The following is a 14,260-nucleotide window of genomic DNA, read 5'->3' on the forward strand; positions in this document are numbered from 1 at the left end:
AAGACAGCAGAAGGTACCTGGAGCTTCAAGTCTTATGACAAGACATCTGAAACCATCAATGGAGCAGATGTTAAGTTTGTAGGTACATGGGAATTTACAGCAACTCCAGTTCCAACAGTGACTCATAAAGCGGTTCATGAGTTTGTCAGCGGAACTCCAGGTAAAGAGCTTCCACAAGAAGTGAAATCCTTGCTTCCAGCAGATCAAACAGACTTGAAAGATGGTAGCCAAGCGACTCCGACGCAACCAAGTCAAACAGAAGTTAAGACAGCAGAAGGTACCTGGAGCTTCAAGTCCTATGATAAGACATCCGAAACCATCAATGGAGTAGACGCACACTTCGTAGGCACCTGGGAATTCACTCCGGCCCCAATTAAAGATTCTGGAAATACTAGTCAACCAGAAGAAAGAAGTAGTCAAAATCAGAACTTGTTACCAAACACAGGCTCAGCAGTATCTGGTCTTCTTTCAATCATTGGCCTTGCCTTTGCAAGCCTAGCAGTTTTTGTCCTTCGCAAGAAAGACTAAGCAACTCTTAGGAAATAACAAAATGACTTCTTAATTCCTGAGTCTAAGAAGAGAGAACGAGAAATCGTTCTCTCTTTTTCTTGCATTTTATATCGAGATGTGATATAGTTTATATAACGAGGTGCGATATATCGAACTAAATAGGAGGTGGGGTTAAATGGAATTGACGGATAAGATTCGTCGGGTTTATCTTCCGATGACGGAAACAGGATTTTATATCTTGTTCTGTCTACAAAAGGAACGTCATGGTTATAGTATTACACAAAAGGTCAAGGAGATGACAGATTCACAAGTTTTGATTAGTCCTGGAACTATGTATGGAACCTTGTCAAAAATGGAAAAGGATGGCTTGATCTCCTTTGTCCGAGAGGAGGAAAAACGGAAAATCTATCAGATAACAGATTTGGGACGAAAGGTTTTGGAGATTGAATTGAAACGTATTGAACGGCTCTATAGAAACAGTCAGGAGGAAGTATGATGGAAAAGAAGGTTGTATATCGGATATCTACAATTGCGGATTATGATAGAGAGGCCTTATACCTTGGGGAAATGCATGCTAAGGGCTGGAAACTTAAGGAAGTAAGCTACTCTAACTTAGTAGTTGCGGTTAAGTATACTTTTGAAAAGTGCCAACCGGAGCAGGTGTCTTATCAGTTGGACTTTTATCCCATGAAAAAATCAGAGAGAGCCTCCTATTTACAACTATTTAAAGACTGTGGCTGGGAGCATATTACAGACTTTAATAGTTTTTCCTATTTTAGAAAACCACATTCTGAAATTGAATCGGATACTGAGTTTGAAATCTATAATGACGCTACAGGGAAGTTAGCTATGATCAAACGGATTTTAATAATGCGGATGCTTCCTATTTTGATTCTATTTTTAGCTCTACTACCGGTTTTCTCTAAGTTTGTCAGTGGAGCTAGTTCTTTCAGTTGGGGAATGTTTTTGATTGTCATAATAGATTGTGTTTTATTGATAGTTTTTGCGGTTCAGATTTCTTATATTTTTTGGAGCTTGTTTCAAAAGTGGAAAGAATTATCTGAAAAATAAAACCATGTATGTTTTCTGATTTGGAGGTAAGACAATGAATAGCAAAGTACAATTTCGGATTTTTAGCATTGTTGATTTGGACAAGGAAGAAGAATATTTACATGAGATGCACTTGAAAGGTTGGAGATATAGAACGAGTCGTTTTGGTTTTTTCTATTTTTGCCAATGCCAACCTGACGATGTCATCTACCGTATCTATGATTCTAGATTTCTTAAAAAGTATAAGCATGAACTACAAGATTTTAGAAATAGCGGTTGGGAATTGATAGAAACAGGTTTTTGTTCAATTCTTCGTAAACCAACTTCTGATATACTTTCAGAGGAGAAAGTCTATATGAGTAAGGGTCTCAGATGGGAAGTTATGCGGTCTAGACTTCGTTCCTGTATAGCCACTTTTTCAGGTGGTCTTGTTGTTTGCATGAGTTTGTATCGAGAAAACTTGTCTCAGTCTTTCTTTATTATTTTCGTTTTATACGCTTGCTTGATTTCTTATCTAATCTACGGTTTTTTCAGACTTAAAAGGAAATACCAAGTAGATGAGAAGTAAGATTCTAGGTCTGTAGACTGATTTTTAGCACTCTTGATAAAAGAGTGCTAATTTTTTTAAGTTTTTGTCTTGACATTCTCTTCTAAGGGTGTATAATAGAATCATGAGTTAGCACTTGAGTGCATAGAGTGCTAATCAATCGGACAGAGAGGAGTGATGAGATGGTTACAGAGCGTCAGCAGGATATTTTAAATCTGATCATTGACATCTTTACCAAAACGCACGAACCTGTCGGATCCAAGGCGCTACAAGAGTCTATCAATTCTAGTAGTGCTACCATTCGTAATGACATGGCAGCTCTAGAGAAGCAGGGTTTGCTTGAGAAGGCTCATACCTCAAGCGGTCGGATGCCAAGTGTCGCGGGATTTCAGTACTATGTGAAACACTCGCTTGCTTTTGACAGACTGGCTGAAAATGAGGTATACGAGATTGTCAAAGCCTTTGATCAGGAATTCTTCAAATTGGAGGATATCCTGCAAGAGGCTGCTAATCTACTGACAGACCTGAGCGGCTGTACGGTAGTAGCACTGGATGTTGAGCCGAGCAGGCAACGGTTGACAGCCTTTGATATCGTTGTTTTGGGGCAACATACAGCCTTGGCAGTATTTACCCTAGACGAGTCCCGAACGGTTACCAGTCAATTTCTGATTCCAAGGAACTTCTTGCAGGAAGATTTAAATCGCCTCAAGACCTTGATTCAAGAACGTTTCCTCGGTCACACGGTTCTAGATATTCACTACAAGATTCGGACGGAGATTCCGCAGATTATCCAGCGTTACTTCACAACAACGGACAATGTCATGGATCTCTTTGAACACATTTTTAAAGAAATGTTCAACGAAAACATTGTGGTATCGGGCAAGGTCAATCTCTTGAATTTTGCCAATCTAGCGGCCTATCAGTTCTTTGACCAACCGCAAAAGGTGGCTTTGGAGATTCGTGAGGGTCTGCATGAAGATCAGATGCAAAATGTTCGTGTTGCGGACAGTCAGGAATCCTGTCTAGCTAACCTAGCAGTGATTAGCAGTAAATTCCTCATTCCTTATCGAGGTTTTGGAATTCTAGCGATTATCGGTCCAGTCAACCTGGATTACCAGCAATTGGTCAACCAAGTCAATGTGGTCAATCGTGTTTTGACGATGAAGTTGACAGATTTTTATCGCTACCTCAGCAGCAATCATTACGAAGTAAATTAATTTTGAAATCAATAAAGGAGGCGAAAATGGCCCAAGATAAAAAAAACGAAGAAATGAAAGAAGAGGAAGTTGTGGAAACAACTGAAGAAACAACTCCTGAGAAGTCTGAGTTGGACTTGGCAAATGAACGTGCGGATGAGTTCGAAAACAAATACCTTCGCGCTCATGCAGAAATGCAAAATATCCAACGCCGTGCCAACGAAGAGCGTCAAAACTTGCAACGTTATCGTAGCCAAGACCTGGCAAAAGCAATCTTACCATCGCTCGACAACTTAGAACGTGCACTAGCCGTTGAAGGTTTGACAGACGATGTCAAAAAAGGATTGGAGATGGTGCAAGAGAGCTTAATTCACGCTTTGAAAGAAGAAGGAATCGAAGAAATCGCAGCTGACGGTGAATTTGACCATAACTACCATATGGCCATCCAAACTCTCCCAGCAGACGATGAACACCCAGCAGATACCATCGCCCAAGTCTTCCAAAAAGGCTACAAACTCCATGACCGCATCCTACGCCCAGCCATGGTAGTAGTATATAACTAGGCAATTCTGACGGTAGCTAAAGCAACTCGTCAGAAAACGGCAATCGCTATGGCGTCTGCCTAGCCTCCTTACTAACTCGTCGTCGAAATAATATCGATTTCGACTCCTCGTGTCGTAACATAATAGGAAACTTGTCCGAAACGACAATAAACTATGAAGAAAGATAAAAAAGTAGTTCAGCTTTGCAATAGTGAGCGAAGCGAACAAAAGACGATACTCTTCGCCGTGGCGTTATTTGCGCAAACTTTGAGACCTTAGGCTCAAAGTTTAGTCAAAGAGATTGACGAGTCAAGCTCTGACGGCGCCGCCACCTAAGAAGAGTATCAAAAAGAAAGAATATAAAATTTAAGGAGAAAAACACATGTCTAAAATTATCGGTATTGACTTAGGTACAACAAACTCAGCAGTTGCAGTTCTTGAAGGAACTGAAAGCAAAATCATCGCAAACCCAGAAGGAAACCGCACAACTCCATCTGTAGTTTCATTCAAAAACGGCGAAATCATCGTTGGTGATGCTGCAAAACGTCAAGCAGTTACAAACCCAGATACAGTTATCTCTATCAAATCTAAGATGGGAACTTCTGAAAAAGTTTCTGCTAACGGAAAAGAGTATACTCCACAAGAAATCTCAGCTATGATCCTTCAATACTTGAAAGGTTACGCTGAAGAATACCTTGGTGAAAAAGTAACCAAAGCGGTTATTACAGTTCCAGCTTACTTCAACGATGCTCAACGTCAAGCAACTAAAGACGCTGGTAAAATCGCTGGTCTTGAAGTAGAACGTATCGTCAACGAACCAACTGCAGCAGCTCTTGCTTACGGTTTGGACAAGACTGACAAAGAAGAAAAAATCTTGGTATTCGACCTTGGTGGTGGTACATTTGACGTATCTATCCTTGAATTGGGTGACGGTGTCTTCGATGTATTGTCAACTGCAGGGGACAACAAACTCGGTGGTGACGATTTTGACCAAAAAATTATCGATCACTTGGTAGCAGAATTCAAGAAAGAAAATGGTATTGACTTGTCTACTGACAAGATGGCAATGCAACGTTTGAAAGATGCAGCTGAAAAAGCTAAGAAAGACCTTTCTGGTGTAACTTCAACTCAAATCAGCTTGCCATTCATCACTGCTGGTGAAGCTGGACCTCTTCACTTGGAAATGACTTTGACTCGTGCGAAATTTGACGATTTAACTCGTGACCTTGTAGAACGTACAAAAGTTCCAGTTCGTCAAGCCCTTTCAGATGCAGGTTTGAGCTTGTCAGAAATCGACGAAGTTATCCTTGTTGGTGGTTCAACTCGTATCCCAGCCGTTGTAGAAGCTGTGAAAGCTGAGACTGGTAAAGAACCAAACAAATCAGTAAACCCTGATGAAGTTGTTGCCATGGGTGCTGCGATCCAAGGTGGTGTGATCACTGGTGATGTGAAAGACGTTGTCCTTCTTGACGTAACACCATTGTCACTCGGTATCGAAACAATGGGTGGAGTATTTACAAAACTCATCGATCGCAACACTACTATTCCAACATCTAAATCACAAGTCTTCTCAACTGCAGCAGACAACCAACCAGCCGTTGATATCCACGTTCTTCAAGGTGAACGCCCAATGGCAGCAGATAACAAGACTCTTGGACGTTTCCAATTGACAGATATCCCAGCTGCACCTCGTGGAATTCCTCAAATCGAAGTAACATTTGACATTGACAAGAACGGTATCGTATCTGTTAAGGCTAAAGATCTTGGAACTCAAAAAGAACAAACTATTGTGATCCAATCTAACTCAGGTTTGACAGACGAAGAAATCGACCGCATGATGAAAGATGCAGAAGCTAACGCTGAAGCAGATAAGAAACGTAAAGAAGAAGTAGACCTTCGTAACGAAGTAGACCAAGCAATCTTTGCGACTGAAAAGACAATCAAGGAAACTGAAGGAAAAGGCTTCGATGCAGAACGTGATGCTGCCCAAGCTGCCCTTGATGACCTTAAGAAAGCTCAAGAAGATAACAACTTGGACGAAATGAAAGCAAAACTTGAAGCATTGAATGAAAAAGCTCAAGGACTTGCTGTTAAACTCTACGAACAAGCTGCTGCAGCCCAACAAGCTCAAGCAGGAGCAGAAGGCGCACAAGCAACAGGAAACGCAGGCGATGACGTCGTAGACGGAGAATTTACGGAGAAATAAAATAGTCCAGTGGACTATTTTATCCCGAGCTTTAAAATCAGAAGAGCGAGGGCGTTAAGAATGACGAATTACTAAGGTACTTTGTCTAAATGTAATAATGATAAGAAGAAATCCAGAGGTTGCAACCCAGCCTCTGTTTTTCGATAAAAAGGGGTTGAACCTAATTTATTTGAGTTTTTCTCATTGATATAAAAGAAAGGAATTGAACCCGACCTAGATTGAGGTTTCGTTCCGCAATATTAACAGAAAGGAATAAGGGTGTTCGTAATTGAACTCGAGCGGAAAGCTTGGAAATTAGATAAACCTCCTAAGAAATCAGGATTTCTTGTCGGTTTCCTAAATTTCAGTCGCTTTCTGTTCGCTCTTAGTATCTTGTATGAACAATACTGAATTTTATGATCGTCTAGGGGTGTCAAAAAACGCTTCGGCAGACGAGATCAAAAAGGCTTATCGTAAGCTTTCCAAAAAATATCACCCAGATATCAACAAGGAGCCTGGCGCTGAGGAAAAATACAAGGAAGTTCAAGAAGCCTATGAGACTTTGAGTGACGACCAAAAACGTGCGGCCTACGACCAATATGGTGCTGCAGATGCCAACGGTGGATTTGGTGGTGCCGGTGGTTTTGGCGGTTTTGACGGAGCAGGTGGCTTCGGTGGTTTTGAAGATATCTTCTCAAGTTTTTTCGGCGGAGGCGGAGCTTCACGCAATCCAAACGCTCCTCGTCAAGGGGATGACCTCCAGTACCGTGTGAACTTGACCTTTGAAGAAGCTATTTTTGGAACAGAAAAAGAGGTTAAATACAATCGTGAAGCCAGCTGTCGTACCTGTAACGGATCTGGTGCTAAGCCAGGGACAAGTCCAGTCACTTGTGGACGCTGTCATGGTGCTGGTGTCATTAATGTCGATACGCAGACTCCTCTTGGTATGATGCGCCGTCAAGTAACCTGTGATGTCTGTCATGGTCGCGGAAAAGAAATTAAAGATCCATGTATAACTTGTCATGGAACAGGTCATGAAAAACAAGCTCATAGCGTACATGTAAAAATCCCTGCTGGTGTGGAAACAGGCCAACAAATCCGCCTCGCTGGTCAAGGTGAAGCAGGCTTTAACGGTGGGCCTTACGGAGACTTGTATGTAGTGGTTTCAGTAGAAGCTAGCGACAAGTTTGAACGTGAAGGAACAACTATTTTCTACAAGTTAAATCTTAATATTGTCCAAGCTACTCTTGGAGATACTGTAGAAATTCCAACTGTTCATGGAGATGTTGAATTGGTTATCCCAGAAGGAACTCAGACTGGCAAGAAATTCCGTCTACGTGGCAAGGGAGCACCGAGCCTTCGTGGCGGTGCTGTTGGTGACCAATACGTTACTGTCAATGTCGTGACTCCGACAGGTTTGAACGACCGCCAAAAAGCAGCGCTTAAAGAATTCGCAGCTGCAGGCGACTTGAAAGTCAATCCAAAGAAAAAAGGCTTCTTTGACCATATTAAAGATGCCTTTGAAGGAGAATAAAGTAAAAAGAGCCGATTGGCTCTTTTTTTGTATAATCTTGGGAAATTTAGCATCGAGCAATCATTCTCCAATTAGTCTACTATTTATACTTTTGAGTGAGCAAGCCAGCAGTATCCATCTCCTGAATGAGTTGCTTGAATTCCTCTTCCTTTCCAGGCTTAACGGTGACGGTGTCAATACGCTTAATCGCCGAATTATCCTGAATATCCACTAAGGTCAAAGCTTTTTCATAGAATGCGATTCCCTTTTTGAGACTTTCTTGATCATTCCAAAAGAGAAGTGAGTAATTAGGGTTAAATTTCTTTCCTTTTTCTTGGAAATACTTCTCGCCCTCCTTCTCTAAAAACTGAAATAAACCATGATTGAACAAGTTATCCCCTACTTTATAGTAGGAAATCTCTCCTGTCTGGAGGACATAGACTTCGAGTCGGTTTTTGGTGAGTTTTGGACTTTCTTTTAGGACGGGGTGGCTATTGATAGCCTCATCTGAGAAAGTAACATAAAAATTTAAGCCACCACCTTCAAATTGATACCTTCCATTTGATTCTACTTTCTCAGGAGGCATGTCAAGGGAGGTAAAGATTTGTTTTAAGTCGTCATTCCCTTTTCGGATGTCACTTGGTGACGCTTTGAAAAGATTGATTAGTAGTAGAAATGCTAGAGCTGCAAGCAGGCAGAGGCAGCCGCAAGGGATCGCGATGACCTTCGCTAGAACTTTTACAAACTGTTTCATTTTCATTCCCTCCCTTTTCTGTTCAAATCTAGTAATCCAAAATGGATTTAAGGAAAGTTGGAGGCTTTCTTATTCTTGTTTTTCTTCTTGGAGGACCGCCATTCTAGTCTGGAAATCTTTTTCCAAGACTTTGAACTTGTAGGTCAAATCTTTTTGGTATTCCTTGATAAGGGCTTTTTGTTGGTCAATGATTTGTAGGCTGTTTTGGATGATATCCAAATCATCCTTGATAGATTCAATGCGGTCAGTTGTATCTAGCACTTCATCCTGAATGGCTTGGCGATTTTTTACGACAAAATAACTTCCAGCAGCAGCTCCTGCGAATAGCAGTAGATTTGATAGTTTCATGGCATCTCCTTAAGCGTTTTTAATGGTTTCAGCGACTTGGGCAAGTTTGTCAAAGTCAGGTTCGTGGGCGATAAAGTCAATCTTGAGGTCATCTTCTGCACCGTAGCGAGGTACGAGGTGTACATGGGTATGAAAGACCGTTTGACCAGCGATTTCCTCGCAGTTGGCAATGATATTCATGCCAACAGCCTTGGTAGCCTTCATGACTTTTTGAGCCACTGTTGGTACTTGGGCAAAGAGTTGGCTGGCGCTGGTAGCGTCCATCTCCAAAAGATTGCGATAGTGCTCTTTGGGTACAATGAGGGTGTGCCCAGGCGTTACTTGAGAGATATCAAGAAAGGCAAGAACCTGCTCATCTTCGTATACTTTGGAAGCAGGAATCTCCCCTGCGATGATCTTACAAAAAATGCAATCTGACATAAAATCCACCTCTACTGTATTGAATTTTGATATAATATAGCTACATTATACCAGATTCGGAGAAAATATGTTAGAAATTAAAAACCTGACAGGAGGCTATGTTCACGTCCCTGTCTTGAAAGATGTGTCCTTTACCGTTGAAAGTGGGCAGTTGGTCGGTTTGATTGGGCTCAACGGTGCTGGGAAATCAACGACAATCAATGAGATTATTGGTCTGTTGACACCTTACAGTGGGGAAATCAAGATTAACGGTCTCACCCTGCGAGAAGATGCGACCAACTATCGCAAGCAGATTGGCTATATCCCAGAAACGCCTAGTCTGTATGAGGAATTGACCCTCAGAGAGCATATCGAGACGGTTGCCATGGCCTATGGTATTGAGCAAAAAGTGGCTTTTGAGCGAGTAGAATCTTTGTTAAAAATGTTTCGTTTGGATCAAAAATTAGACTGGTTCCCAGTGCATTTTTCCAAAGGGATGAAGCAGAAGGTCATGATTATCTGTGCCTTTGTCGTAGATCCGAGTCTTTTCATCGTTGATGAGCCTTTCCTTGGGCTCGATCCTTTGGCCATTTCTGACTTGATCCAGCTTTTGGAAGTGGAAAAGCAAAAAGGCAAGTCCATTCTCATGAGTACCCACGTGCTAGACTCAGCGGAAAAGATGTGTGATGCCTTTGTCATTCTCCACAAGGGGGAGGTGCGGGCTCAGGGGAACCTCCAGCAACTGCGGGATGCTTTTGCCATGCCTGAAGCGAGTTTGAATGATATTTACTTGGCTCTGACCAAAGAGGAGGAGCTATGAAAGACTTGTTTTTAAAGAGAAAGCAGGCTTTTCGTAAGGAGTGTCTTGGTTATCTGCGTTATGTTCTAAATGACCATTTTGTCTTGTTCCTGCTAGTTCTCATCGGTTTTCTAGCTTACCAGTACAGTCAACTCCTGCAAGATTTTCCTGAAAATCATTGGCCTATCCTCTTGTTTTTGGGGATTGTCTCTGCCTTGCTTTTAGCTTGGGGAGGAATCGCGACCTACATGGAAGGACCGGATAAACTCTTTCTCTTAGTCAGTGAAGAGGAGGTCAAGTTGTACCTCAAAGGGCAGACGTCGCGTTCATTGGTTTTCTGGACAATTGTTCAAACCCTCTTTTTACTCTTGTTTGCACCCTTGTTTTTAGCCATGGGCTATGGCTTGCCAGTCTTTCTTGTCTATGTGCTTTTATTAGGAGCTGGGAAATACCTCCTCTTTCGGCACAAAGCTAGTAAATTTTTCACTGAAACTGGACTGGACTGGGACTATGTCATTGCCCAAGAAAGCAAGCGCAAGCAAGTCTTGCTTCGTTTCTTTGCTCTCTTTACTCAGGTCAAGGGCGTTTCAAACAGTGTCAAGCGTCGCGCTTATCTGGATTTCATCCTAAAGACTGTTCAAAAGGTGCCAGGGAAGATCTGGCAAAACCTCTATCTTCGCTCTTATCTGCGAAATGGAGACCTCTTTGCCCTCAGTCTCCGCCTCTTACTCCTATCCTTGTTAGCTGTGATTTTTATCGAACAGTCTTGGATTGCGACAGCAGTAGTTGTCCTGTTTAATTACCTTATGCTCTTCCAGTTGTTGGCTCTCTATCGTGCTTTTGACTACCAGTACTTGACCCAGCTTTTTCCTTTAGAAAAGGGTGAAAAAGAGAAAGGACTACAGGAAGTTATCCGAGGATTGACATGTTTTGTTTTATTAGTTCAACTGATAGTTGGTTTGATTACCCTCCAAGAAAAACTAGCCCTTCTAGCCCTGCTTGGAGCTGGACTGGTTTTACAAGTCTTGTATTTGCCTTATCAGGTAAAACGTCAGATGCAGGATTAATCTTACTTATAGGACACTAAAAAAGAAGTTGAGTTCTGTCTCAGCTTCTTTTATTTTCTACAAGATAATAGTTGGTCCGTAGAGACTTAGTTTGGTTTTGACTTGGTCAAAGTGGAAACGGTCATAGGCCCGCCAAGCGGCGCGAGTGGGAGCATCTGGATTGAGAGCGCTGAGACCCAGGAGAAGACTGGAAGTCTGGTAAAATTTTTCCAGCTCAATCAAGAATCGATTATCCACTGTTTCAGCCTTCGCTAGAAAGTCAAGGATATTGTCCAGCTGCTCCTGAAAGCGGATATCGTCAGCTGTTGCCTGTTTGCAGACTTGGTAGGCTTTGTTTAAGTCAGTAATCAAAGTCTGAGCTATTTTGATTGGGTCTGTATCTGTCATGAGAATGCCTCCTTTGTGCTGGTTTTAAAGTTGTTTCAAGTGATTGTCTTTCTATAATCATAGTCTATCACTTTTAACTCTTTTTCTACTTTCAAATCTTTAATTATCATTGAAATTTCCTGAATGGTTATTGCAGGATTTTATGATAAAATAATTGTAAGATTATCATAGTTATTTTTTAGATACTTCGACACTTTAGGAATTTTTGAGAACCGTTTAGGATTTGGTGAAAAATAGTTTCTAGATTTATGCTATCCTCTTTTTAGGAGGTTTTATCCATGAACTACATTATCATCCAAAAAGAGAAAGAAATTTTCAAATTAAACATAGAGGATATCTACTATATCCAAACGCATCCAAACAAAGCCCATACCGTACAGATTGTTACAGAAAACGCTAGCTTTGATCTATTTCAAAATTTAAGCAATCTTGAGAAACAATATGGGGAAACCTTGACGAGATGTCATCGAAATTGTCTGGTTAACCTTGAACGGCTAAAATCCATGGATATCCAATCAAAGACTCTTTTTCTTGGAGAAGAAGGTCGATATGCTGTTCAGTGTGCCAGACGTCGCTATAGAGACATTCGCCAAAAATGGTTGAAAGAAGGAGAGTAAGAAGATGAGAATATTTGTTTTAGAAGATGATTTTTCCCAACAAGCTAGGATTGAAACGGTGATTGAGAAACTCTTGAAGGAACATCATATCACTCCGAGTTCTTTTGAAGTTTTTGGCAAGCCAGACCAACTGCTAGCAGAGGTGCATGAGAAGGGAGCACATCAGCTTTTCTTTTTGGACATTGAGATTCGAAATGAGGAGATGAAAGGCCTAGAAGTGGCAAGAAAGATTCGGGATCGAGATCCTTATGCCCTGATTGTCTTTGTGACGACTCACTCGGAGTTTATGCCCCTGTCCTTTCGCTACCAGGTATCAGCTTTGGACTACATTGATAAGGCCTTGTCGGCAGAGGAGTTTGAGTCTCGTATCGAGACAGCTCTTCTCTATGCCGATAGTCAAGACAGCAAAAGCCTGGCGGAAGATTGCTTTTACTTTAAATCAAAATTTGCTCAATTCCAGTATCCTTTTAAAGAGGTTTACTATCTCGAAACGTCCCCAAGACCCCATCGTGTTATTCTCTATACCAAGACGGATAGGCTGGAATTTACGGCGAGTCTAGAGGAGGTTCTCAAGCAGGAGCCTCGTCTCTTGCAGTGTCATCGTTCTTTTCTCATCAATCCAGCCAATGTAGTGCATTTGGATAAGAAAGAAAAACTGCTTTTCTTTGCCAATGGTGGAAGTTGTCTAATCGCGCGTTATAAGGTTAGGGAAGTGTCTGAGGCTATCAATAATTTGCATTGAGCTAGGAGAATTTATGAATATTACTTGGATATTATTGTATACACTTATTACTAATGGGCTAGAAATTGTCATTTTCTTTAAGGTAGATGGAATTGGTCTCACTTTCGAGAGGATTTTTAAGGCCTTTCTTCTGAAATTTCTCCTAGGGGCCATTTTTGCGACTTTTAAATTTTTAGCTGTGAGTGAATATTTGTCATATTTTATAGAACCTTTGTTTGGCATAGGGTTATCTTTCTTATTGTTAAGAGGGCTTCCTAAAAAACTTCTTTTCTTTTATGGTCTCTTTCCAATGATATTGGTGAATCTCTTTTATAGAGGAGTCTCCTATTTTGTGCTTCCATTTTTGGGACAAGGGCAAGTATATGATGGCTACTCACTTACTGGGTTATGTATAATAATTTTCAATTTCTTCATTTCTCTAGTCTTTTTGAAATGGTTGGACTATGATTTTACTAGTTTGAGAAGGGAGATTCTAGATAAAGGTTTTCAAAAGTCCCTGACTAAAATTAACTGGATAATGGGAACCTACTATCTAGTTATGGAAACTCTGTCTTTCTTTGAATATGAACAAAGCATTCAATCAAAGACTGTTCGCCATCTGATCCTAGTGTTTTACATGCTCTTTTTTATGGGGGTTATCAAGAAGCTGGATACCTATTTGAAGGAAAAACTTCAGGAGAAACTGAACCAAGAGCAGGCCCTGCGCTATAGAGATATGGAACGCTATAGTCGGCATATAGAGGAGCTTTATAAGGAAGTTCGGAGCTTTCGTCATGATTATGCCAACCTCTTGACCAGCTTAAGCCTAGGCATTGAAGAGGAGGATATGGAGCAGATAAAAGAGATCTACGACTCCGTCTTGAAGGATTCTAGTGAAAAATTGCAGGACAACAAATATGACCTGGGCCGATTGGTGAATATTCGGGACCGTGCCCTCAAAAGTCTCCTCGCAGGAAAATTTATAAAAGCCAGAGAAAAGGATATTGTCTTTAATGTCGAGGTTCCTGAGGAGATTCAAGTTGAGGGGATGAGCCTACTTGATTTTCTAACCATTGTGTCTATCCTTTGTGACAATGCTATTGAAGCTAGTGCAGAGGCTAGTCAACCTTATGTCTCAATCGCCTTTTTAAAAAGTGGAGCGAAGGAAAACTTTATCATTGAAAACTCCATCAAAGAAGAGGGCATAGATGTTTCTGAAATCTTCTCTTTTGGAGTTAGTTCTAAAGGGGAGGAGAGAGGAGTTGGTCTTTATACCGTTATGAAGATAGTGGAAAGTTATCCCAATGCTAGTCTCAATACTATCTGTCAAAATCAAGTCTTTCGTCAGATACTTACTATGATGCATACAGAATGATGAAAATAAGACCGAGAGTTCTTGTATCTCGATCTTATTTTTTTATAGTTGTATTGGCTGATGAAGTCCTTGTGTGATGTTATGAGAATATCTATTAACGCTATATAAGAAATTTTCCCACCATCCTCCACCTGTAATCTGGTTGAGTTCAGTAGTTGTTAGTTCTTGAAATGAAGTTAGGTTTTGATTCTTATCCATGTTACGATTCTCCTGTTTTATAAGATAATAAATAGTTATAGAGTGTTATCTG

General features: G+C 41.0%; 18 protein-coding genes. 13 read left to right on the forward strand and 5 right to left on the reverse strand.

Annotated features, from left to right (window positions below; genetic code table 11):
- The 8 genes from O3655_RS08600 to dnaJ all read left to right on the forward strand — a co-directional run.
- A partial coding sequence (locus O3655_RS08600) for an SHIRT domain-containing protein (protein WP_371641296.1) occupies nt 1–528 on the forward strand: 528 nt, incomplete at its 5' end.
- Nucleotides 529–685: 157 nt separating this feature from the next.
- Nucleotides 686–1,006, forward strand: a complete 321-nt coding sequence (locus O3655_RS08605; RefSeq protein WP_044020263.1) for a PadR family transcriptional regulator — start codon at nt 686–688, stop codon at nt 1,004–1,006.
- Nucleotides 1,006–1,581: a DUF2812 domain-containing protein gene (locus tag O3655_RS08610; RefSeq protein ID WP_044021696.1), complete on the forward strand. Its 576-nt coding sequence runs from the start codon at nt 1,006–1,008 to the stop codon at nt 1,579–1,581. The genes O3655_RS08605 and O3655_RS08610 overlap by 1 nt, the downstream gene beginning before the upstream one ends.
- Nucleotides 1,582–1,615: 34 nt before the next feature.
- Entirely contained in the window at nt 1,616–2,128 is a 513-nt protein-coding gene (locus tag O3655_RS08615) for a DUF2812 domain-containing protein (protein WP_044020265.1), read from the forward strand.
- A gap of 161 nt (nt 2,129–2,289) precedes the next feature.
- On the forward strand, nt 2,290–3,324 hold the full coding sequence (gene hrcA, locus O3655_RS08620) for a heat-inducible transcriptional repressor HrcA (protein WP_000255746.1): 1,035 nt from the start codon (nt 2,290–2,292) through the stop codon (nt 3,322–3,324).
- A 26-nt stretch (nt 3,325–3,350) separates the two neighbouring features.
- Entirely contained in the window at nt 3,351–3,866 is a 516-nt protein-coding gene (grpE, locus tag O3655_RS08625; RefSeq protein ID WP_000046057.1) for a nucleotide exchange factor GrpE, read from the forward strand.
- Nucleotides 3,867–4,227: 361 nt separating this feature from the next.
- The gene (gene dnaK / locus O3655_RS08630; protein ID WP_000034683.1) at nt 4,228–6,051 is read left to right on the forward strand and encodes a molecular chaperone DnaK; all 1,824 of its coding nucleotides are present in this window, start codon (nt 4,228–4,230) and stop codon (nt 6,049–6,051) included.
- 376 nt (nt 6,052–6,427) lie between these two features.
- Entirely contained in the window at nt 6,428–7,564 is a 1,137-nt protein-coding gene (dnaJ, locus tag O3655_RS08635; protein WP_316717939.1) for a molecular chaperone DnaJ, read from the forward strand.
- A 79-nt stretch (nt 7,565–7,643) separates the two neighbouring features.
- Here dnaJ and O3655_RS08640 read toward each other — a convergent pair whose 3' ends face one another.
- From O3655_RS08640 to O3655_RS08650, 3 genes are all read right to left on the reverse strand, one after another.
- Nucleotides 7,644–8,297, reverse strand: a complete 654-nt coding sequence (locus tag O3655_RS08640) for a hypothetical protein (RefSeq protein WP_235227744.1) — start codon at nt 8,295–8,297, stop codon at nt 7,644–7,646.
- A gap of 69 nt (nt 8,298–8,366) precedes the next feature.
- Nucleotides 8,367–8,645 (reverse strand): hypothetical protein, encoded by a 279-nt coding sequence (locus tag O3655_RS08645; protein ID WP_042902039.1) that lies wholly within the window; start codon nt 8,643–8,645, stop codon nt 8,367–8,369.
- Between the two features lie 9 nt (nt 8,646–8,654).
- Nucleotides 8,655–9,065 carry an HIT family protein gene (locus tag O3655_RS08650; RefSeq protein WP_125384974.1) on the reverse strand — a complete coding sequence of 137 codons (411 nt, stop codon included), beginning with the start codon at nt 9,063–9,065 and terminating at the stop codon, nt 8,655–8,657.
- Between the two features lie 67 nt (nt 9,066–9,132).
- Between O3655_RS08650 and O3655_RS08655 the strand changes: the two genes are divergently transcribed.
- Both O3655_RS08655 and O3655_RS08660 read left to right on the forward strand, forming a co-directional pair.
- Nucleotides 9,133–9,864, forward strand: coding sequence for an ABC transporter ATP-binding protein (locus O3655_RS08655; RefSeq protein WP_101800368.1), 732 nt, complete (start codon nt 9,133–9,135; stop codon nt 9,862–9,864).
- Nucleotides 9,861–10,910, forward strand: a complete 1,050-nt coding sequence (locus tag O3655_RS08660) for an ABC transporter permease (protein ID WP_101800369.1) — start codon at nt 9,861–9,863, stop codon at nt 10,908–10,910. The genes O3655_RS08655 and O3655_RS08660 overlap by 4 nt, the downstream gene beginning before the upstream one ends.
- 57 nt (nt 10,911–10,967) lie before the next feature.
- On the opposite strand, the gene O3655_RS08665 is transcribed toward O3655_RS08660, so the two are convergent.
- The gene (locus O3655_RS08665) at nt 10,968–11,297 is read right to left on the reverse strand and encodes a helicase BlpT (RefSeq protein WP_101800370.1); all 330 of its coding nucleotides are present in this window, start codon (nt 11,295–11,297) and stop codon (nt 10,968–10,970) included.
- Nucleotides 11,298–11,575: 278 nt separating this feature from the next.
- Between O3655_RS08665 and O3655_RS08670 the strand changes: the two genes are divergently transcribed.
- Genes O3655_RS08670 through O3655_RS08680 form a run of 3 tightly spaced genes read left to right on the forward strand, consistent with a single transcriptional unit; the run spans nt 11,576 to nt 14,010 of the window.
- The gene (locus O3655_RS08670) at nt 11,576–11,914 is read left to right on the forward strand and encodes a LytTR family DNA-binding domain-containing protein (protein WP_101800371.1); all 339 of its coding nucleotides are present in this window, start codon (nt 11,576–11,578) and stop codon (nt 11,912–11,914) included.
- Nucleotides 11,915–11,918: 4 nt separating this feature from the next.
- Nucleotides 11,919–12,656, forward strand: a complete 738-nt coding sequence (locus O3655_RS08675) for a LytTR family DNA-binding domain-containing protein (RefSeq protein WP_101800372.1) — start codon at nt 11,919–11,921, stop codon at nt 12,654–12,656.
- Between the two features lie 13 nt (nt 12,657–12,669).
- Nucleotides 12,670–14,010: a sensor histidine kinase gene (locus O3655_RS08680; protein WP_095726453.1), complete on the forward strand. Its 1,341-nt coding sequence runs from the start codon at nt 12,670–12,672 to the stop codon at nt 14,008–14,010.
- A 42-nt stretch (nt 14,011–14,052) separates the two neighbouring features.
- Here the strand turns inward: O3655_RS08680 and blpC are convergent, their stop codons facing one another.
- Nucleotides 14,053–14,208, reverse strand: coding sequence for a quorum-sensing system pheromone BlpC (gene blpC / locus O3655_RS08685; RefSeq protein WP_000360258.1), 156 nt, complete (start codon nt 14,206–14,208; stop codon nt 14,053–14,055).
- Between the last annotated feature and the right edge of the window lie 52 nt (nt 14,209–14,260).

It is taken from the genome of Streptococcus sp. 27098_8_70, from assembly GCF_041432215.1.
Taxonomy (GTDB): Bacteria; Bacillota; Bacilli; order Lactobacillales; family Streptococcaceae; genus Streptococcus; species Streptococcus oralis_CP.

Coding starts and splice junctions, on each gene's coding strand:
- O3655_RS08605 (WP_044020263.1), top strand. CDS start 686: ATGGAATTGACGGATAAGATTCGTCGGGTTTATCTTCCGATGACGGAA.
- O3655_RS08610 (WP_044021696.1), top strand. CDS start 1,006: ATGGAAAAGAAGGTTGTATATCGGATATCTACAATTGCGGATTATGAT.
- O3655_RS08615 (WP_044020265.1), top strand. CDS start 1,616: ATGAATAGCAAAGTACAATTTCGGATTTTTAGCATTGTTGATTTGGAC.
- hrcA (WP_000255746.1), top strand. CDS start 2,290: ATGGTTACAGAGCGTCAGCAGGATATTTTAAATCTGATCATTGACATC.
- grpE (WP_000046057.1), top strand. CDS start 3,351: ATGGCCCAAGATAAAAAAAACGAAGAAATGAAAGAAGAGGAAGTTGTG.
- dnaK (WP_000034683.1), top strand. CDS start 4,228: ATGTCTAAAATTATCGGTATTGACTTAGGTACAACAAACTCAGCAGTT.
- dnaJ (WP_316717939.1), top strand. CDS start 6,428: ATGAACAATACTGAATTTTATGATCGTCTAGGGGTGTCAAAAAACGCT.
- O3655_RS08640 (WP_235227744.1), bottom strand. CDS start 8,297: ATGAAACAGTTTGTAAAAGTTCTAGCGAAGGTCATCGCGATCCCTTGC.
- O3655_RS08645 (WP_042902039.1), bottom strand. CDS start 8,645: ATGAAACTATCAAATCTACTGCTATTCGCAGGAGCTGCTGCTGGAAGT.
- O3655_RS08650 (WP_125384974.1), bottom strand. CDS start 9,065: ATGTCAGATTGCATTTTTTGTAAGATCATCGCAGGGGAGATTCCTGCT.
- O3655_RS08655 (WP_101800368.1), top strand. CDS start 9,133: ATGTTAGAAATTAAAAACCTGACAGGAGGCTATGTTCACGTCCCTGTC.
- O3655_RS08660 (WP_101800369.1), top strand. CDS start 9,861: ATGAAAGACTTGTTTTTAAAGAGAAAGCAGGCTTTTCGTAAGGAGTGT.
- O3655_RS08665 (WP_101800370.1), bottom strand. CDS start 11,297: ATGACAGATACAGACCCAATCAAAATAGCTCAGACTTTGATTACTGAC.
- O3655_RS08670 (WP_101800371.1), top strand. CDS start 11,576: ATGAACTACATTATCATCCAAAAAGAGAAAGAAATTTTCAAATTAAAC.
- O3655_RS08675 (WP_101800372.1), top strand. CDS start 11,919: ATGAGAATATTTGTTTTAGAAGATGATTTTTCCCAACAAGCTAGGATT.
- O3655_RS08680 (WP_095726453.1), top strand. CDS start 12,670: ATGAATATTACTTGGATATTATTGTATACACTTATTACTAATGGGCTA.
- blpC (WP_000360258.1), bottom strand. CDS start 14,208: ATGGATAAGAATCAAAACCTAACTTCATTTCAAGAACTAACAACTACT.